This is a genomic window from Curtobacterium sp. MCBD17_032, assembly GCF_003234855.1.
Taxonomy (GTDB): Bacteria; Actinomycetota; Actinomycetes; order Actinomycetales; family Microbacteriaceae; genus Curtobacterium.
Genome location: NZ_QKTO01000004.1, coordinates 184,413 through 203,294, shown reverse-complemented (window position 1 = coordinate 203,294; position 18,882 = coordinate 184,413). Strand labels below are relative to the sequence as shown.

Annotated in this window: 20 protein-coding genes; 15 read left to right on the top strand and 5 right to left on the bottom strand. The window is 72.4% G+C overall.

Annotation, left to right across the window (positions count from 1 at the left end):
- Window positions 1-38 precede the first annotated feature (38 nt).
- The 3 genes from DEI91_RS08585 to DEI91_RS08575 all read left to right on the top strand — a co-directional run bounded on the left by DEI91_RS08585 (window position 39) and on the right by DEI91_RS08575 (window position 2,598).
- Window positions 39-1,022, top strand: coding sequence for a glycosyltransferase family 9 protein (locus DEI91_RS08585; RefSeq protein ID WP_111051878.1), 984 nt, complete (start codon window positions 39-41; stop codon window positions 1,020-1,022).
- 46 nt (window positions 1,023-1,068) lie between these two features.
- Window positions 1,069-1,422, top strand: a complete 354-nt coding sequence (locus DEI91_RS08580) for a PRC-barrel domain-containing protein (RefSeq protein WP_111051877.1) — start codon at window positions 1,069-1,071, stop codon at window positions 1,420-1,422.
- Window positions 1,423-1,551: 129 nt separating this feature from the next.
- Entirely contained in the window at window positions 1,552-2,598 is a 1,047-nt protein-coding gene (locus DEI91_RS08575) for an SGNH/GDSL hydrolase family protein (RefSeq protein WP_111051876.1), read from the top strand.
- 68 nt (window positions 2,599-2,666) lie between these two features.
- Here DEI91_RS08575 and DEI91_RS08570 read toward each other — a convergent pair whose 3' ends face one another.
- The gene (locus DEI91_RS08570) at window positions 2,667-3,485 is read right to left on the bottom strand and encodes an alpha/beta fold hydrolase (RefSeq protein ID WP_111051875.1); all 819 of its coding nucleotides are present in this window, start codon (window positions 3,483-3,485) and stop codon (window positions 2,667-2,669) included.
- A gap of 23 nt (window positions 3,486-3,508) precedes the next feature.
- Here DEI91_RS08570 and DEI91_RS08565 point away from each other — a divergent pair, with 23 nt between their 5' ends.
- A complete protein-coding gene (locus tag DEI91_RS08565; protein ID WP_111051874.1) occupies window positions 3,509-3,967 on the top strand; it encodes an NUDIX domain-containing protein in 459 nt (152 codons plus the stop codon).
- Window positions 3,968-4,012: 45 nt separating this feature from the next.
- Here DEI91_RS08565 and DEI91_RS08560 read toward each other — a convergent pair whose 3' ends face one another.
- Window positions 4,013-5,425 carry an MFS transporter gene (locus DEI91_RS08560; RefSeq protein ID WP_111051873.1) on the bottom strand — a complete coding sequence of 471 codons (1,413 nt, stop codon included), beginning with the start codon at window positions 5,423-5,425 and terminating at the stop codon, window positions 4,013-4,015.
- 206 nt (window positions 5,426-5,631) lie between these two features.
- On the bottom strand, window positions 5,632-6,714 hold the full coding sequence (locus tag DEI91_RS08555) for a hypothetical protein (RefSeq protein ID WP_111051872.1): 1,083 nt from the start codon (window positions 6,712-6,714) through the stop codon (window positions 5,632-5,634).
- A gap of 87 nt (window positions 6,715-6,801) precedes the next feature.
- Here DEI91_RS08555 and DEI91_RS08550 point away from each other — a divergent pair, with 87 nt between their 5' ends.
- Window positions 6,802-7,062, top strand: coding sequence for a hypothetical protein (locus tag DEI91_RS08550; protein WP_111051871.1), 261 nt, complete (start codon window positions 6,802-6,804; stop codon window positions 7,060-7,062).
- A gap of 31 nt (window positions 7,063-7,093) precedes the next feature.
- Here DEI91_RS08550 and yidC read toward each other — a convergent pair whose 3' ends face one another.
- Both yidC and DEI91_RS08540 read right to left on the bottom strand, forming a co-directional pair.
- Window positions 7,094-7,837 carry a membrane protein insertase YidC gene (gene yidC, locus DEI91_RS08545; RefSeq protein ID WP_111051870.1) on the bottom strand — a complete coding sequence of 248 codons (744 nt, stop codon included), beginning with the start codon at window positions 7,835-7,837 and terminating at the stop codon, window positions 7,094-7,096.
- A 57-nt stretch (window positions 7,838-7,894) separates the two neighbouring features.
- Complete coding sequence (locus DEI91_RS08540; RefSeq protein WP_220038063.1) at window positions 7,895-8,230, bottom strand: DUF6412 domain-containing protein; 336 nt, start codon at window positions 8,228-8,230, stop codon at window positions 7,895-7,897.
- Window positions 8,231-8,297: 67 nt separating this feature from the next.
- Here DEI91_RS08540 and ybaK point away from each other — a divergent pair, with 67 nt between their 5' ends.
- The 10 genes from ybaK to DEI91_RS15955 all read left to right on the top strand — a co-directional run bounded on the left by ybaK (window position 8,298) and on the right by DEI91_RS15955 (window position 18,845).
- Complete coding sequence (gene ybaK, locus DEI91_RS08535; RefSeq protein ID WP_111051937.1) at window positions 8,298-8,783, top strand: Cys-tRNA(Pro) deacylase; 486 nt, start codon at window positions 8,298-8,300, stop codon at window positions 8,781-8,783.
- A gap of 96 nt (window positions 8,784-8,879) precedes the next feature.
- Entirely contained in the window at window positions 8,880-11,468 is a 2,589-nt protein-coding gene (locus DEI91_RS08530; RefSeq protein WP_111051869.1) for an ATP-dependent Clp protease ATP-binding subunit, read from the top strand.
- A gap of 576 nt (window positions 11,469-12,044) precedes the next feature.
- Window positions 12,045-12,281 (top strand): hypothetical protein, encoded by a 237-nt coding sequence (locus tag DEI91_RS08525; protein WP_111051868.1) that lies wholly within the window; start codon window positions 12,045-12,047, stop codon window positions 12,279-12,281.
- A 249-nt stretch (window positions 12,282-12,530) separates the two neighbouring features.
- Window positions 12,531-13,073: an adenine phosphoribosyltransferase gene (locus DEI91_RS08520; protein WP_111051867.1), complete on the top strand. Its 543-nt coding sequence runs from the start codon at window positions 12,531-12,533 to the stop codon at window positions 13,071-13,073.
- A gap of 101 nt (window positions 13,074-13,174) precedes the next feature.
- Complete coding sequence (gene thrS, locus DEI91_RS08515; RefSeq protein ID WP_111051936.1) at window positions 13,175-15,163, top strand: threonine--tRNA ligase; 1,989 nt, start codon at window positions 13,175-13,177, stop codon at window positions 15,161-15,163.
- Window positions 15,163-15,744 (top strand): HIT domain-containing protein, encoded by a 582-nt coding sequence (locus tag DEI91_RS08510; RefSeq protein ID WP_111051866.1) that lies wholly within the window; start codon window positions 15,163-15,165, stop codon window positions 15,742-15,744. Before thrS ends, DEI91_RS08510 begins: the two co-directional genes overlap by 1 nt.
- Before the next feature lie 29 nt (window positions 15,745-15,773).
- Window positions 15,774-16,691, top strand: coding sequence for a pyridoxal 5'-phosphate synthase lyase subunit PdxS (gene pdxS, locus DEI91_RS08505; protein ID WP_111051865.1), 918 nt, complete (start codon window positions 15,774-15,776; stop codon window positions 16,689-16,691).
- Complete coding sequence (gene pdxT / locus DEI91_RS08500; protein WP_111051864.1) at window positions 16,688-17,281, top strand: pyridoxal 5'-phosphate synthase glutaminase subunit PdxT; 594 nt, start codon at window positions 16,688-16,690, stop codon at window positions 17,279-17,281. The genes pdxS and pdxT overlap by 4 nt, the downstream gene beginning before the upstream one ends.
- A gap of 258 nt (window positions 17,282-17,539) precedes the next feature.
- On the top strand, window positions 17,540-17,995 hold the full coding sequence (locus DEI91_RS08495; protein WP_146244238.1) for a hypothetical protein: 456 nt from the start codon (window positions 17,540-17,542) through the stop codon (window positions 17,993-17,995).
- Window positions 17,996-18,242: 247 nt separating this feature from the next.
- Window positions 18,243-18,845 (top strand): N-acetyltransferase, encoded by a 603-nt coding sequence (locus DEI91_RS15955; RefSeq protein ID WP_146244237.1) that lies wholly within the window; start codon window positions 18,243-18,245, stop codon window positions 18,843-18,845.
- Window positions 18,846-18,882: the final 37 nt, after the last annotated feature.

Sequence of the window (18,882 nt, the reverse complement as noted above, 5' to 3'; positions counted from 1 at the left end):
GCGGACGGGGCGTCCGGAGGCCGGTAGCGTCGGGCCTCGTGACCGCCGTTCCCACCCTGCCCCCGTCCGACGGCCGCCCGGAGCTCGTCGTGCTCCGGGCGATCAAACTCGGCGACCTGCTCGTTGCCGTCCCCGCGCTGCACGCCCTCCGACGGGCGTTCCCCGGACACCGGATCACCCTCGCGACGACGGCCTGGCTCGCGCCGGTCGTCGAACTCGTCACCGACGTCGACGTGCACCTGGCCCAGCACGGGCTCGACCACCCGATCGCGGTACCGACCGGCGTCGTGGACGTCGCGGTGAACCTGCACGGTGCCGGACCGGAGTCCGGGCAGCTCATCGACGCGCTGCAGGCACGGCGCGTCGTCGGGCACGGTGCACCGGACGGCCCGGAGTGGCAGGACGACGTCCACGAACGCGAGCGCTGGGCAGGGCTCATGACCGCGCACGGCATGCCCGCCGACCCCGACGACGTCTCGATCGCGGTCCCGGCCGTCCCCGCCGTCGTGCAGGGTGCGGCCGTCGTGCACGTCGGCGCCTTCCACGGTGCGCGGCACTGGCCGGTCGACCGCTTCGCCGCCGTGGTGCGGGGGCTCGTCGAGCGCGGTCACCGCGTGGTGCTGACGGGAGGCGCGGACGACGTCGAGCGCGCGCTGGCCGTCGCGGAGTCGGCCGGTCTGGACGACGAGGCGGTGCTCGCAGGTCGACTCGACCTGCAGCCGTTCGCCGCGGTCGTGGCGGCGGCGAGCCTCCTCGTCACGGTGGACACGGGGGCCGCGCACCTCGCCTCGGCCTACGGCATCCCGTCCGTGGTGCTGTTCGGCCCCGCTCCGCCCGAGGCCTGGGGCCCGCCCGCGTCGGGCCCGCACGTCGTCCTCACCGACGCGACGGTCCGGCGCGGCGACGTGTTCGCCGAGGACCCCGACCCCGCGATCCTGGCGGTCACGGCCGAGGACGTGCTCGCGGCCGTCGACGGTCTCGGGGTCGCACCGGCCGTCAGCGCACCCAGCGCCGATCGGTAGCGTCGATCCGACGGCGCGGAAGGTCCGGCCGTCGGAGGGAGTCGTCGTGTTCGAAGCAGCCAACATCCGGGACTGGATCGGTCTGCCGGTCGTCGACGACCAGGACGACAAGGTCGGGACCCTGGAGAGCATCTACTACGACACGGCGACGTCGGAGCCGGCGTTCGGCTCGGTCACGACCGGCGTCGTCGGGAAGAAGCTCGTCTTCGTCCCGCTCGTCGGTGCGACCGTGACGCCGAAGCACCTCGTCGTGACCTTCGACAAGAAGGCGGTCAAGGACGCGCCGTCCATCGCGACCGACGGCGAGCTGGACGCCGCGCTCGAGCCCGAGCTGTTCGCCCACTACGGCCTGCCGTACCAGCCCGGCGCCGGCGGCGAGCGTCGCCTCGGTCGTCGCTGAGGTCCTGTCGGCGGAGGTCGAGCCGGACCGGCTAGCCTGGTCCGCTCGACCCCGTCCGCCGGGTCCACGCGACCCGAACACGCCCCGGAGCCCACCCTGCGTCGCTCGTCCGTCCCCCGCGTCCTCGCCGTGTTCGTCGCGGCCGTCGTGCTGGCCGCGACGATGACGGTCGGGGGTCGACCGGGGACGACGACCGGTCCCCAGGCCGCGGTCGCGGCACCGCAGTGGCCGGTCCCGCAGCCGTTCCCGGCCACCGACGACCCGCCGGAGACGCTCGCCGGCCTGCCGCCGGGCAGTGAGTACGTCGCGCTCGGGGACTCGTACTCCGCCGGCTACGGACTCGGGCACCCCACGGGCCTCCCGGTCCGGGCGTGCGCGCAGTCCGGCGAGGACTACCCGCACCGCATCGCCGCGCGCTTCGGCCTCGACCTGACCGACGTCACCTGCGCGGGGGCGACGAGCGAGGACGTCCGCGACCGCGTGCAGTTCCGCGGGACCCGGCCCCAGCTCGAGGCGCTGTCCGCCGACACCCGGCTGGTCACCCTGACCATCGGCGGCAACGACGCCGACCTGTTCGGCACCGCCGGCTCGTGCCTGGCGCTGTCCGCCACCGGCCCGGTGTTCTCGGGCCGGAACGCCCCCTCCTGCCGGTCGACGCTCGCGGACGACGGCGTCGACACCCTCGGTGCGAAGATCCAGGGCCGCGTCGCCCTCGGGGTCGCCGAGACCCTCGCCGACGTCCGCGCAGCGGCACCGAACGCCACCGTCGTCGTGCTCGGGTACCCGGCGATCTTCCCCGACGCGGCACACACCCCGTCGTCGGGGTGTTTCCGTCCCGCGGTCGACCTCGGGACCCTCGCCGGCCGGTTCCCGCGGGACACCTACCCGTTCACCGACACGGACGTCCGGTGGCTGCACGGGGTGCAGGAGCAGCTCGACGACGTGACCCGTACCGCTGCGCAGGCCGCCGGGGCCACCTTCGTCGAGGTGTTCGCCGACACACAGGCCCACTCGGCGTGCGCACGGAAGGGCGCCTACGTCGAGGGGATCTCGCTCGAGTCCCTCGGCGGGCTGAGCCGGATCGACCTCCGCCCCGGGGCGCTCCACCCGAACCGCTCGGGCGTGCGGTTCCTCACCGCCCGGACCGCGGACGTGCTCCGGAGCGCGTTCGGCTGAACCGCGGTCGGTACCGACGCGGCAGGAGCTGCAGTCAGCGCAGTCCCGCCGTCAGCGCAGTGCCGCCGTCAACGCAGTGCCGCTGCGAGCCGGTCCAGGAGCACCGGCACGGCAGCCAGTACCGCGATGTGTCCGTCCTCGGCCCGCTCCTCGTACACGGCTCCGGGGAGCGCCGTCGCGAGCAGCCGCCCGTGCGCGACCGGGACGACCCGGTCCCGTGCTCCGTGCACGACGGTCGTCGGGACGGCGACGGCGGACAGCGGGAAGCCCCAGTCGGTGACGAACGCCACGTCGTCGTCGGCCGCGCCCTGGAGGCCCGACGCACCCGCCGCCGTCGCGTCCCGTCCCAGCGCGGCCCAGTCGCCCTCCAGCGCTGCCCAGTCGACGTCGATGAACTGGGCCGGGTCGAAGGTGGCGGTCGCTGCCCAGGCGAGCCGGGCCTCCCGTCCCGCCGTCGCCGCCCGCAGACCGCCGTCCGCGGCCATGCCGGCCCACCAGCCGGTCGTGTCGTCGAACGGGGCGGGCGAGGCGACGACGGCGGCAGCCGCGACCCGGTCGGGCAGCAGCGCCGCCGCGGCGAGCGCGTGCGGGCCACCGCCGGACCCGCCGAGGACCGCGACCCGGCGGAGCCCCAGCACGTCGAGGACCTGCTCCAGGTCCCGAGCACCGTCCGCAACGCGTCGTCCGGGGAACGGGTCCGCTCCGCCGTGGCCCGGTCGCGTCAGGGCGACGAGACGGAGCCCGCGGGCCGCCGCGGCGCTCACGAGCGGTTCGAAGAGCGCGCCCGTGTGCGGGGACTCGTGGTGCCAGACGACGGTCGGCCGGTCGTCGGGGCCGGTCGCGTCGACGAGGACCGTCCGGCCGTCGCGGAGTCCGATGCTGCGCATGCGCGCGAGGGTAGTCTTCGTCCGTGCCCCTCCGTTCCGCCGGCCTCCTGGTGTACCGGGGCAGCGGCCCCGCGCTCGAGGTGTTCATCGCGCACATGGGCGGGCCGTTCTGGCGCCGGCGTCCGCGCGCGTGGACGATCCCGAAGGGCGGCGCCGCTCCGGGCGAGGACTCCCTGGCGACGGCGCTGCGGGAGTTCGCCGAGGAGATCGGCACCCCCGCCCCGGCGGGCCCGCCGGAGCTGCTCGGTGACTTCCGGCAGTCCGCCGGGAAGGTCGTCACGGTGTGGGCCGTGCACGCGCCCGACTTCTCGGTCGACGTCGTCCGGAGCAACACGGTGTCGCTCGAGCTGCCGCCCGGGTCCGGCCGGTTCGTCGAGGTGCCCGAGGTGGACGACGCGCGCTGGACGCCGGTCGACACGGCGCGGGACCTCGTCGTGGCCGGGCAGGTCGCTGCGCTCGACGCCCTCGCGGCGCGGGCCTGACGCAGTCCCGACACCCGTGGACCGTTCCTGGGGCGGGAGGCGGTGCTACCGCTCCCCGACGGTCCGGACGGAACCGGTCGCGGTGCGGATCGAACCGGTCGCGGTCCGGATCGAGCCGGTCGCCGCGCGGGAGACCGTGGTGACGGAGCCCGTGATCGTCTGGATCGCACGGCTGACCGTCGGGATCGAGGTCGTGACGACGGCGAGCGACGAGGTCAGGACCTCGATCGACGACGTGCTGAGGTGCGGTTGCGCGGTCGCGTGCACCGGGAACCCGCGGCGGGCGAGCACGACGACGGAGAGCCCCCCGACGAGCATGACCGCTCCGGCGAACGGCAGCGTCTGCAGCCCGGAGAGCCCGAGCACCTGACCCCCGAGCGCGGCACCACCCGCGATGCCGATGTTCGACGCCCCGTTCACCAGGGCGCCCGCGATCTCCGGGCTGACACCGCCGGTGCGGATCGCCGCGGCCATGAAGAGCGTCCCGGTCGTGCCGTTCGCCGCCATCCAGACCCCGGCGACGACCATGGTGCCCGCCAGGGACCCGTGTGCGAAGGGCATGGCGACGAAGGCGACGGCCATCGCGGCGATCGACACGATCAGCGTCTGCCGGGGTGCCCTGTCGACGAACAGCCCGGCGAGCCAGAGCCCGATCACGCCGGTGCCGCCGAGCACGAGGAGCGCGCCGGAGACCATGCCGGCGTCGAGTCCGGCGTCGACGACGTAGGGGCCGACGTACGTGTAGACGACGTAGTGCCCGGCGAACAGCAGCAGGTCCGCGACGACGACGGACAGCAGGCCCGTCCGCGCCCAGGCCCGGGGTGACCCGACGTGCGGGGAGACGGCACCCCGCACCGAGGGCAGGGACGTCGCCGCGACCACGGCGAGGACGGCGGCACACGCGGCGACCGCGCCGACGGCGGGTCGCCATCCGACGGACTGGCCGACGCCGGTCGCGAGCGGCACACCGATGACGAAGCCGAGTGAGCTCCCGGAGTACACGAACGCGATGGCGCGTCCGGCCAGCCGTGGCGGCACGATCCGGGTGGCGTACGCCGACGCGACGGAGAAGAACAGCGCGTGGGCGATGCCACCGACGACCCGGCCGGCGCAGACGACGGCGAACGAGGGTGCCAGGGCGACGAGCGCGTTCGACAGCGTGTAGCCGACCAGGGTGGCGACGAGCACGGTCTTGCGCGGCATCCTGGCGGTGAGGGACGTCAGCGGCAGGGCGAGCAGTGCGACGGCCGCGGCGTACACGGTGATGACGATCCCCATCGTGGACTCGGTCACGCCGAGGTCGCGGCTCATGGTGCGGAGCAGGCCGACCGGCATGAGCTCGGTCGTGATGGCGAAGAACGTGGCGAGCCCGAGCACGGCGATGCCGACCACCGACGACGTCGTGACGGTGATCGGCGTCGTGGACGGGTGGACGGTCGGGTTGCTGGTGGTGGACACGGCGGCTGACCTCCTCGAGGACGTGGAGGAGCGCGCGCGGACGACGGGTCGGCCGGGGGAGAGCGCGCTCGGGTGGACGGGATGTGGAGACGGAGTTCTTGCCACTCCACGGCGAGTGCGCCCATCCAGTCTTGCACGCTGGATCCGGATCGTGCGAGCGCACCCGGGAGGCTCTCAGGAGCGCTCCAACGCACGTGGGCGCCCGGTCAGTACATCCGACTCGTGGCGGTGCTCGTGACGGTGCCGCGTACCGCACCGCCGACCAGGCGCACCCACACCGTCCCGCTGGCCGACGTCGCGGAGAGTGAGACCGTCCCGTGCAGGGCGTCCTCGCGGGGGTAGCAGGCGCTCGTCCCCTCGATCCGGTCCGCCGTGGCGACGAGGCAGATGGTCGACGGGTCCCGGCCGACCGCCGCCCACACGTTCCACGGCGTTCCCGCGGCGTCGCCGGAGAGGGAGCGGTTCGTGAACACCAGCCGCGTGGACCGCAGCGCCACCGGGGCCTCGATCGACCCGGGCAGCTGGTCGGCGAAGGTCTGCGGCATGTCGAGCATCTGCTCGACGGTGACCGTCCCCGCCGCCGGTGTCACGGTGGTCCGCGCCGGCTCCGCCGTCCTCGCGCCGACCGAGAGCCCGACGCCGGCCCCGAGCACGAGTCCGACCACGACGGCCGCGCCGCCCGAGGCCCAGAGCACGGTCCGGTCGGTCCGGCGCACACGGTCGGTGAGCCGTCGCGCTCCGGCGAGGAGGCCCGCCCCACCCCGTCCCGTCCCGCGCCACCCCGCTCCGTCGCGGCCCGCTCCGTCGCGATCCGTTCCGTCGCGCCCCGTGCCGCCATCGGCGGTCGCAGGCCGGACGGCCCGGTGCTCATCGGGCCGGTGCTCATCGGCCCGGTGCTCGACGGCCCGGTGCGCGTCGCGCCCGACGGCCTCGTGCTCGTCGGTCTGGTGCGCACCAGGGCCGGCATCCCCGGAGTCGACCGCGTGTCCACCGGCACCCCGGGCGTCCGGGGACGACGTCCCGCTGACCGCAGCGGGCTCGTCCGGCGGGACGGCCGACGGACGGCGACCCGACGCCGGACCGGCCGGTCGGCGGCGCCCCTCCGCGCCGGACGGTGTGCCGGGGGGCGTGCCGGGGGCGACGTCGGAGCGGGACCGCCTCCGGGCCTCCCGGTCGAGGTCCGCAAGCGCGATCCGGGCGCGAACCGCCTCGGTGGGTGTCGACCCGGCGCCCCAGGCGACGCGTTCGAGACGGGCGCGTGCTGCCGCGTCGTCGTCGGTCTGGCTCATGCGCGCTCCTCGTCGTCACGCCTGTTGCAAGACTGCCACCGCCGGGATGTCGGCGCGCACCCAGACCTGGGGGAGTACGCCCGAGGGATGACCGATGCGCAGAACGACCAGTCGACCGACCCGGCCGTGCCCGCCGACGCCACCGGTTCCACGCCGGCGGACGTCGACGAGGAGACCCTCGAACCGCTCAGCCACGACACGCAGTCCGGCGAGGCCGACTACGTCGCGACGAGCCCGGGGGGCAGCGGCACCGAGCGACACGTCCCGGTGCCTGAGGAGGAGCAGGGCCGCGACAGCGAGTACGACCCGGTCGACCAGGGACCGCAGCAGGAGGGCCAGGGCGGCTGACCCCGGCCGCCGACGGCCCGCTCCCGGCTCGTCACCGCACGATCCGGCGGAGGACGGCGCGCTCCGCGAGCGTCCACACGGCGCTCGTGACGAGGTACAGCGCTGCGGCGAGCGGCGCCAGCGCGGCGAACACGACCGAGACGAACGGCGCCCACCGCGCGATCCCGGCCGTGAGGGCCGCGCCCGGCGCGGTCGCGTCCGAAGCGGCCGCCGGTGCCGCGTTCCAGTGCAGTTGCGCCCGACGCGTGTGCTCGACCGCGGCGACGAGCACCGCGAGGAGTACGAGCACGACCCAGCCGTGCACCCACAGCGGGGACGTCAGGACCGCGACCGCCGACTGCGCGAGCGGGATGCCGGCGAGGGTTGCACGGAGCAGGGTGTTGACCGTCCCGTCGATGCTCGCGTGCGTGAAGACCGTGTAGAGCAGTGAGACCACGGGTGCCTGCGCGAGGACCGGCAGGCAGCCCGCCCACGGCGCGACCCCTTCCGCGGTGTACAGCTCCTGGAGCGACCGCTGGAACCGTGCGGTGTCGCGACCGGCACGCCGGCGGAGTTCCGCGATCCGCGGGGCGAGGCGGCGCCGGTCCCGCTCCGCCCGGACCTGCAGGACGGACAACGGGACGAGCAGGACGCGGACCGCGACGGTCAGCACGACGACGGCGAGGGCTGCTGCTGCCGGTCCTGCGACCGGGGTGAGTGCGTCGGTGAGGACGGCGACGAGGTCAGCCGCGGCGTGCAGCACGGCTCGGAGGCCGGGCAGGGTGGTGATGTCCATGAGGGGGTCCTTCGATCGGAGGGGTCGGGCGCGAGCGCGGTCCGACACCGACCGGTGTCAGACCACCGGGACGACCCCCGGAGCCCGCGACCGGACGTGCCCGTCCGCATCCGGGTCGCTCCACGCGATCCGGGTGACGAGGTCCGGTGCCGTGGAGGGCACCCGGAGACGGGCCGCACCGGCCGCACCGAGGAGCAGCGCGACGAGTCGCAGCACGAGCGCGACCGCGGCGAGCGCGGCGATCCCTGCCACGGTGGCGCCCATGACGCCGAACCCGAGCACGGAGACCGCGAGGGCCGGCGCTGCACCCGAGCCGACTGCGTGGCCGAGCACGGCAGGGTCGAGCGTGTGCAGCGCGGAGAGCACGCGGACCAGCACCTCGACGACGGCCATGATGCGGCTCAGCGTAGCGTCCGCGAGCCTGCGGCGGCGTGCCGGTCGGACCGGGCAGGATCGGGGCATGAGCGCAGCTTCCCCGAGCACCCCGGCGACGGTCGCGCTGGAACGGGCCGGCATCCCGTTCACGCCGCACGTCTACGAGCACCACGAGACCGCGACGAACTTCGGCGAGGAGGCCGCCGCCGCGCTCGGGCTCCGCGAGGACCAGGTCTTCAAGACCCTCGTCGTGTCGGTCGACGGAGCGCTGGCCGTGGCGATCGTGCCGGTCGCGGACCGACTCGACCTCAAGGCCGTCGCGGCGGCCGTCGGCGGCAAGAAGGCGTCGCTCGCGGACCCGGCACTCGCCGAACGCCGGACCGGGTACGTCGTCGGCGGCATCAGCCCGATCGGGCAGCGGACACGCCTCCGCACCGTGCTCGACGCTTCGGCCGCCGAACACCCGACGATCTTCGTGTCCGGCGGGCGTCGCGGGTTCGACATCGAAGTGGTCCCGGCCGACCTGGTGCGGGCCACGGACGCGAGCACCGCCGCCATCACCCGGACCTGAGTCGACCCGGCGCAACTTCTTCCTCCGAACGGGAATGACCCCGCCCCTCCTGCGTTGCATTGAGCCGAAGGCACTCAAGTTCCCCAGGAGGTCCCTTTGCCACAGACGTTCGGCCCGACCGGCGGCAACGACTCGTTCGACGAGTTCCTCGCACGACTGCTCGCGGCTTCCCAGAACCCCGGCCAGCCGCAGCGGTCCATGCCGTTCGGACGACCGGTCGACATCACCCGGCTCCTGAGCCGTCGGACCCACGAGCTGCTCCAGCAGACCGCCGGGTACGCGGTCGAGCAGGGCCAGCACGAGATCGACGCCCTGCACGTGCTGCACGTGCTCGTCGGCACCGAGCCCTTCGCGGCCGTCCTCCGCTCGGCGGGCGCCGACCCCGAGCGTTTCGCGGCCGAGGTCGAGCAGCGGCTGCCGATGCCCTCGGGCGAGCGCGTCGAGGGCCGGCCCGCCCTGACCCCGTCCGCACAGCGGATCCTGCTCGAGGCGACGCAGGCCGCACGCGGGTTCGGCAGCACGTACACGGACCCCGAGCACGTCTTCTTCGCGCTCGTCACCGACCAGGACACGGTCGCGGGCCAGTTGCTCGCGAGCGCCGGTGTCACCCCGCAGGTGATGCAGTCCTACGCACAGGAAGCGGCCGAGGCCGCACGAGAGGGGCGTCCCATGCCCGGCACCACCGCCCAGCAGGCCCAGCAGTCGGAGACCCCGACGCTGGACCAGTACGGCACCGACCTCACCGCCCGCGCACGGCAGGGCGGCATCGACCCGGTGATCGGTCGCGCCGACGAGATCGAACAGACCGTCGAGATCCTGCTCCGTCGCACCAAGAACAACCCCGTCCTCATCGGCGAGCCCGGCGTCGGCAAGACCGCCATCGTCGAGGGACTCGCCCAGCGCATCGTCGAGGGCGACGTCCCGGCGTTGCTGCAGGGCAAGCGGGTCGTCGCCCTCGACCTGCCGGGCATGCTCGCCGGCACCCGCTACCGCGGCGACTTCGAGGAGCGTCTGACGAAGGCCATGGACGAGGTCGCCGCGCACGCGGACGAGCTCATCGTGTTCGTCGACGAGCTCCACACCGTCGTCGGGGCCGGTGGCGGCGGCGAGAGCGGTTCGATGGACGCCGGCAACATCCTCAAGCCACGCCTCGCGCGCGGTGACCTGCACCTCGTCGGCGCGACCACGCTGAACGAGTACCGCCGGATCGAGAAGGACGCCGCGCTCGAGCGTCGCTTCCAGCCGGTCACGGTCGGGGAGCCGGACGTCGAGGACGCCGTCGCGATCCTCACCGGTCTCGCACCCCGCTACGCCGAGCACCACGGCGTGACCTACACGGCCGAGGCGCTCCGTGCCGCGGTCGAGCTGTCGCACCGCTACGTCACGGACCGCCACCTGCCGGACAAGGCCATCGACCTGATCGACCAGGCCGGCGCGCGTCGTCGCCTCGCCCTGTCGGGTGACGTCGACACCGAGGCGCTGCGTGCGCAGATCGCGACGCTGAGCGCGTCGAAGGACGCGGCGGTTTCCGAGGAGCACTACGAGGAGGCGTCGCGTCTGCGCGACGAGATCGACGGACTGGAGGCGCGGATCACCGCCGCCGCGCAGGGTGACGCCGGTCGCGCCTCCCGTCAGGAGCAGGTGGGCACGTCGATCACCGGAGCGGACATCGCGGAGGTGGTGGCGCGCGCCACCGGCATCCCGGCGACCCGCCTGACGGCGGGGGACCGTACCCGGCTCGCGTCCCTCGAGGACGAGCTCCACGAGCGCGTCGTCGGCCAGGACGATGCCGTGCGCGCGATCGCGACGGCCGTCCGGCGCAGCCGGACCGGCATGGGCGACCCGCGTCGCCCGGTCGGCAGCTTCCTGTTCCTCGGTCCGACCGGCGTCGGCAAGACCGAACTCGCCAAGGCGCTGGCCTCGTCGTTGTTCGGCGACGAGTCGGCGATGCTCCGCTTCGACATGAGCGAGTTCGGCGAACGCCACACGGTGTCGCGGCTCGTCGGTGCCCCTCCGGGGTACGTCGGCTACGACGAGGCCGGGCAGCTCACCGAGCGCGTCCGTCGGAACCCGTACTCGGTGATCCTGCTCGACGAGGTCGAGAAGGCTCACCCGGACGTGTTCAACCTGCTGCTGCAGGTGCTCGACGACGGACGCCTGACCGACGGACAGGGCCGGACGGTCGACTTCCGGAACACGGTCGTCATCATGACGTCGAACATCGGCTCCGAGTTCCTCGCGTCGCGCTCCGGTGCGCTCGGCTTCTCGGCCACGGCGGACGGCGGCTACGCGGAGGCGGATCTCCGCCAGCGGGTGATGGGCAAGCTCCGTGAGGCGATGCGGCCCGAGTTCATCAACCGCATCGACGACATCGTGCTGTTCCGCAAGCTCGAGCGCTCGCAGCTGGCGTCCATCGTCGACCTGCTGCTGCAGGACACCGCGCTCCGGCTGCTGGCGCAGGACATGACCCTGTCGGTGTCCGAGGCGGCGACCGCCTGGCTCGCCGAGCACGGGTACGAGCCGGAGTACGGCGCACGGCCGCTCCGCCGGCTGATCCAGCGCGAGGTCGACGACCGCATCGCGACCCTCGTGGTCGAGGAACGGGTGCACGGCGGTGACACCGTCCGGATCGACGTCGTCGACGACGCGCTCGTCGCCCGCGTCGAGGAGCCCGCGGCGGTCTAGTCCCGCGGTGGAAGCGCCCCGGTACCGATTCGGTACCGGGGCGCTTCTGTGTGCAGTGCATCGTGTTCCGGAATGCAATCCGGACGAATTCCGAGAAATGGGTTGCGGCTCCGCTGGGAATGTGGATAGTGTTCACGAGCACACCAGTCAGCACGAGACCGAGAGAGGGGGCTGACCATGTTCATGACCACGACGACTCCGTTCCGTGGGATCCGTGGGACAAGCTGGACCTCCCTCCTGGTCCGCTGACCTCGGGCGTTCCGCACCGGTCGACACCTGCCGTCCCCGCCTCGTCGGGGTTCGCTGCACCCGCTCGCGCTCCGCGTCCGATCCCCGCTCAGCGGGTCTGATCGGCCCGCGGAGAATGCGCTGACGGTCGCACCGGAAACGGCTGACCCTGCGGCGCCTGCGTCCTCGGATCGTCATTCTCCGTTCCGTTCCGGAACCGTTGCGGAATGCACCGCATTGCATTCCTGCATTCTCCGTGCGCCCGTTCCCGGGCGTCTTCGCCGCGCCCGCATCCCGGGTCGGTCCGTCGCGCCCACTCCCGGGCGTCCTGCTCGAAAGCGAACCACCGTGTCATCGAAGACCACGTCCATCCGTCCGCCCGACACCGTCGACCAGCAGCGTCGCGTGTCCCTGGCCGACCGCATCGCGCTGCGGGTCGGCATGTCCCTCATCATCTGGAGTCGTCGGACCCACCGCGTGCGGCCGTCGGTCGACTTCGCGACGCGGCAGCGGCTCGAGCGTGAGCTGCGCGAGCGCGAGGTCGCCCTGCTGGTGCAGGGCGCCGCGATGCGCATGTGGCGCTGACCCGCCCCGTGCCTCGGTCCTCCGGACGCACGACGCGCCGCCCTCGGTCCTCCGGACGCACGACGCCGTCCGGGTCCCGGTCCAGCGGCGCGTCGTGCGACGAGCGCGACCGCACGCGGCGCGTCGTGTGACGAGGAGCAGCGTCCGCCCGCCCGCGCCGCCCGCACGGTCCGGCGCCGTACCGGCCGACCGCACGCGGGCCGCAGCCCGCGCGCGCGACGCACCCCGCGCCTCCCGTACCGTTGTCCGGTGACCGAAACCGCAGCTGCACTCGTCGAACGCCTCACCGCCATCGTCCCGGACTTCCCGAAGCCGGGCATCCTGTTCCGCGACGTCACGCCGGTGTTCGCCGACCCGGTCGCGTTCGGACGCATCTGCGAGGCCCTCGCCGCGCCCTTCGCCGTCGGAGCCGGTTTCGCGGCGGTCGCCGGCATCGAGGCGCGCGGGTTCGCCCTCGCCGGCGGCATCGCCGCGCAGCACCAGGTCGGTGTGCTGACCGTCCGCAAGGCGGGGAAGCTCCCCGGCGAGGTGCTCAGTGAGCAGTACGCGCTCGAGTACGGCGAGGCCGAGCTGGAACTGCGCCCCGGGCAGCTCGAACCGGGTACCCGGGTGCTCGTCGTCGACGACGTCCTCGCGACCGGCGGCACCGCGGCGGCGACCGTGACGCTGCTCGAGCGCGCCGGGTACGAGGCCGTCGGGTTCGCCGCACTGCTCGAGCTCGACGGGCTCGCCGGTCGCGAGCGCCTCGAACAGCGCCTGCCCGTGACCACGCTCGGTCGCGTCCCCGCCTGACCGGCGGTCCACTCGCCACTACCATCGACGTACCACCAGACCGAGGGAGCCCCACCATCGTGACCGAGTCAGTCGCCGCAGAACCCGCAGAGCCCGCAGACCTGCCCCAGGCACCCGAGCCCCGCACCGCGACGACGACCACGACGGGCACGGAGCTGTTCGACGGTGTCCGTGGTGTCGTCGCGATCCGCGTCGGCGGCGTCCTCAAGGACCTCGCCGCCGACGTGCAGGCGGGCGAGACCGCCGAGGCCGTGACCCTGCAGGAGCAGGACGGGCTCGACATCCTGCGGCACTCCGCCGCGCACGTGCTCGCGCAGGCGGTGCAGCAGATCAACCCGGACGCGAAGCTCGGCATCGGCCCGCCCGTCACCGACGGCTTCTACTACGACTTCGACGTCGCCGAGCCCTTCACGCCGGAGGACCTCAAGGCGATCGAGAAGGGCATGGACCGCATCGTCAAGCAGGCCCAGCGCTTCCGGCGCACGGTCGTGACCGACGACGAGGCCCGCGAGCGGATGGCGGGGGAGCCCTACAAGCAGGAGCTCATCGGCCTCAAGGGCGCCGCGGCCGAGGGTGACTCCGGCGAGAGCGTCGAGGTCGGTGCCGGCGAGCTGACGGTCTACGAGAACGTCGACCCGAAGTCGGGCGAGGTCGTCTGGCAGGACCTCTGCCGTGGCCCGCACGTCCCGCACACGCGCTGGATCGGCAACGCAGCGAAGCTCATGCGCGTCGCGGCGGCGTACTGGCGCGGCTCCGAGAAGAACCCGCAGCTGCAGCGCATCTACGGCACCGCGTGGCCGGACAAGGACCAGCTCAAGGCGTACCTCGTCCGTCTCGAAGAGGCAGCGAAGCGCGACCACCGCAAGCTCGGCGCCGAACTCGACCTGTTCTCGTTCCCGGACGAGATCGGCTCGGGCCTGGCGATCTTCCACCCGAAGGGCGGCATCATCCGCCGCGAGATGGAGGACTACTCGCGTCGTCGGCACGAGCAGGAGGGCTACTCGTTCGTCTACACGCCGCACATCACCAAGGGCGACCTGTTCGAGCAGTCCGGGCACCTCGGCTGGTACAAGGACGGCATGTTCCCGGCCATGCACATGGACGAGGCCCGCGACGAGGACGGCAACGTCACCCGGCAGGGGGCGGACTACTACCTCAAGCCGATGAACTGCCCGATGCACATCCTGGCGTACCGGTCGCAGGCACGCTCGTACCGCGACCTGCCGCTGCGCATGTTCGAGTTCGGCACGGTCTACCGCAACGAGAAGTCAGGCGTCATCCACGGCCTCACCCGGGTCCGCGGTCTGACGCAGGACGACGCCCACATCTTCACCACGAAGGAGAAGATGAAGGAGGAGCTGACGACGACGCTCCAGTTCGTGCTCTCGCTGCTCCGCGACTACGGCCTCGACGACTTCTACCTCGAGCTCTCCACGAAGGACCCGGACAAGTACGTCGGTGACGACGACGTCTGGGAAGAGGCGACGAACACGCTGCGCGAGGTGGCGGAAGAGACCGGTCTCGAACTCGTGCCGGACCCTGCGGGCGCGGCGTTCTACGGCCCGAAGATCTCCGTGCAGGCGCGCGATGCCATCGGCCGGACCTGGCAGATGTCGACCGTCCAGCTCGACTTCAACCTGCCCGAGCGGTTCGAACTCGAGTACGCGGCGGCCGACGGCACCCGCCAGCGCCCGGTGATGATCCACCGCGCCCTGTTCGGGTCGATCGAGCGGTTCTTCGGCGTCCTCACCGAGCACTACGCCGGAGCCTTCCCGGCCTGGCTGTCCCCGGTGCAGGTCGTCGCGATCCCGGTCGCGGAGGAGTACGGCGACTACCTCGACGAGGTCGTCGCGAAGCTCCGCGCGAAGGGCGTGCGCGCCGAGGTCGACCACTCGGACGACCGGATGCAGAAGAAGATCCGCACGCACACCAAGGCGAAGGTGCCGTTCCAGCTCATCGCGGGCGGCGACGACCGCGACGCGGGCGCGGTGAGCTTCCGCTTCCGCGACGGTCGGCAGGACAACGGCGTGCCCGTGGACGAAGCGGTCGAGCGCATCACCACCGCCATCCGCGACCGCGTGCAGGTCTGATGTCCGGTCCGCTCGACGACGAGGGCGACCCGCTGGTGATCCGGGACGCCGCCACCCAGGCGGCGGTCCCGGACGCCTTCCAGCGGCTGTGGAACCCGCACCGGATGGCGTACATCGACGCCGGCCGAGCAGGCGAGGGCCGTGGACACCGGGACGACTGCCCGTTCTGCGAGGCGCCGCGGAAGTCCGATGAGGACGCCCTCATCGTCGCGCGCGGTGCGCACGCGTACGTGCTGCTCAACCTGTACCCGTACAACAACGGCCACCTGCTCGTGTGCCCGTTCCGGCACGTCCCGCTCTACGACGAGGCGACGCCGGAGGAACTCCAGGAGATCGGCGAGCTGACCCAGACCGCGATGCGGGTCCTCCGGCAGGTATCGCACTGCGACGGCTTCAACATCGGGATGAACCAGGGCGAGGTCGCCGGTGCCGGGGTCGCCGCCCACCTGCACCAGCACGTGGTCCCGCGGTGGGAGTCGGACTCGAACTTCTTCCCGATCATCGCCCGGACCAAGTCGATGTCGCAGATGCTCGGAGACACCCGGGTGCTCATCGCGGACGCTTGGGGCGAACAGCGCTGACGCCTGCTCCGCACTAAGATGGGGGGATCATGAGCGACAGCACCCCCAGTACCGTCACCGCCACTTCGACCACCGGGTCCTCGCGCGTCAAGCGCGGCCTCGCGGAGATGCTCAAGGGCGGCGTCATCATGGACGTGATCGACGCCGACCAGGCCCGTATCGCCGAGGAAGCCGGCGCCACGGCCGTCATGGCCCTCGAGCGTGTCCCGGCCGACATCCGCGCCCAGGGTGGCGTCGCGCGCATGTCCGACCCGTCGATGATCGAGGAGATCATCGCCGCTGTGTCGATCCCGGTCATGGCGAAGGCCCGCATCGGTCACTTCGTCGAGGCCCAGGTGCTCCAGGAGCTCGGCGTCGACTACATCGACGAGTCCGAGGTCCTCTCGCCCGCCGACTACGTCAACCACATCGACAAGTGGGGCTTCACGACGCCCTTCGTCTGTGGCGCGACGAACCTCGGGGAAGCGCTCCGCCGCATCACCGAGGGCGCGGCCATGATCCGCTCCAAGGGTGAGGCCGGCACCGGTGACGTGTCCGAGGCGACCCGGCACATCCGCACCATCTCGAAGGAGATCGCGGCGCTGCGCAACCTCAAGGAAGACGAGCTCTACGTCGCCGCGAAGGAGCTCCAGGCGCCGTACGACGTCGTCAAGGAGGTCGCGCAGACCGGCAAGCTCCCCGTCGTGCTGTTCACCGCCGGTGGTGTCGCCACCCCGGCAGACGCCGCGATGATGATGCAGCTCGGTGCGGACGGGGTGTTCGTCGGCTCCGGCATCTTCAAGTCGGGCGACCCGGCGAAGCGCGCCGCGGCGATCGTCAAGGCCGTGACCTTCTCCGACGACCCGAAGGTGATCGCCGAGGTGTCCCGAGGCCTGGGCGAGGCCATGGTCGGCATCAACGTCGCCGACGTCCCCGCGCCGCACCGTCTCGCCGAGCGCGGCTGGTGAGCGCCCGACCCCGCATCGGGGTCCTCGCTCTGCAGGGCGACTTCCGCGAGCACATCGCGTCGCTGACGGAGCTCGGGGCCGACGTCGTGCCGCTCCGCCGGCCGGAGGAACTCCCGGCGCTCGACGGCGTCGTCATCCCCGGCGGAGAGTCGAGCGTGATGGACAAGCTGTCCCGGACGTTCGGCCTCGCGGAACCCCTCGCGGACGCGATCCGGAGCGGCCTGCCGGCGTACGGCACGTGTGCGGGCATGATCATGCTCAGCCAGCGGATCACCGACGGCATCGCCGGGCAGCACACGCTGGGGGTCCTCGACACGACGGTCCGACGCAACGCCTTCGGCAACCAGAACGACTCCTTCGAGACCGACATCCCGATGCCGGAACTCGGTGCGGAACCCGTGCACGCGGTGTTCATCCGGGCCCCCGTCGTCGAGGAGCACGGCGCGGACGTGCGCGTGCTCGGCGCGCTGGCGGACGGCCAGGTCGTCGCGGTGCAGCAGGGCAACGTCCTCGCGAGTGCCTTCCACCCGGAGGTCGCAGGGGAGGACCGCTTCCACCGGCGCTTCCTCGAGATGGTCCGGTCCGCCTGATCCGCCCCGCACCACGCAGCGTCGGCGGTTCGTCGCAGCGAACATGTTGTGGCCGTTTCGACGGCGCTAGGACGGTCTCGTCAGCCGATCCGCTCCCGGACTCGTCACGGGAGTCATGCACAACGTCCTCATCTACGCTGAGCTGGGGCATGAGGGGGCGGAATGCGTTTCAGGCGAACTGTGGTGCTGTCCGGTTTGATGAGTGCGAGCGCGATCGCGCTTGCTGGGTGCGCAGCATTCCCCGCAGCTCCGAGCGCGGTGGGCTCGGATTGGCCGAGCACCGTCGTGCCGAGCGCGGTGCGGTGGCCGTCGGACTGGGTCGACGGCATGGCGGGTGAGTCCGAGGCCGTCGGCGGTCCGATCGTCGGGCTCCGCCTCGAGTACGTGTCGGAGCACTGGATGTGGCGGATCCGCAGCACCGACCAGGGGAAGACGGACCTGCTCGGAGAGGCCGATGCAGGACCGGCAAGCGGCGTCGAGGCGCTCATCGACGCCGCGGACCTCAGCCTCGTCCGAAGGCACGGAGTCACTTTGTCCGAGGCTGAGACCATGGAGACGGCCACCAACTACCACGACGCCGTGCAGGCTTCGAGCGAGGAGTGGCCCGGCCCGCGGCTGGTCGAGCTGCAGCGTGTGCTCGACGATCGCCAATCGACGTGGAGGGTCACGACCTACGACACCGAGGACGGCACCCTTTCCTCTCGGACGCTCTGAGCACACGCCCCGGGCGGATGCGGCATGCAGCTCGGAGCGCTCTTCCGGCCAGCATGCGAAGCTGAGGACCAGGGGGCGGCAACGACGGGTGGCGTGGGCTCCGGGCACGGTGGGTCTCGCCCTCGTCACGGGTCGGGTCGCAGCGACGGTCGCTGTCTTCGCCCACGCGGCTCCAGTGCACCTCGGATGGCAGGCCGCGTCGACTGCGGCGACGAATCCCGACCCACTAGCTGATCCGCCTCCAGACATGGCTGTCGTCGATCTGCAGATCGCGATCATGCTCGCCACAGCGCTTCCCGTCGCGCTGACCGTCCTGCTGCTCGGACTCGTTGCTGTTCTGCTCCGTCGAGGCCGCGGATGGGCTCTCGCGCCATCATGGACAGCGACCGCTGTCGGAGCGTTCGGACTGATCCCCGCACTTCTAGCCACGCTCGCAGGTCTCGCGGGCGGCGTGTCCAACGGTTTCATCCTCTCTTCGGATGAACGACAACCGACCGTCCCGATGGCCGATCCTCGAACGGTCGCCGCAGAGCAGCTATGTCAGCAGCGCGGTCAGCTTGTCGCTCAACCCGTCGAACGTGGCTCGCCTGCTGAGCTGCTGAGCCTCTACGTCGACCCTGACCGGTTCGGTTCGAGCATCGGCAGTGCGCTTCACAACCGGTTCGTCGGGGTGGTTCCACCTGGCACCGCCGAGCTTGAGGTGTGGGACGGGAACGACCGGGCCGAGAGCTTCTACTCGCACCGAGGCTGGCGACCGACTACACGGAGCAGGCCAGGCGTCGCGGGAAAGCCCTTCGTCATCTGGACCCTCGACCTCCGCCCCAGCGCGCGACCGAACACCGTCCGGTAGCCGATCGCCGAGACGACTCAGGCACCGAGGGGTGCTT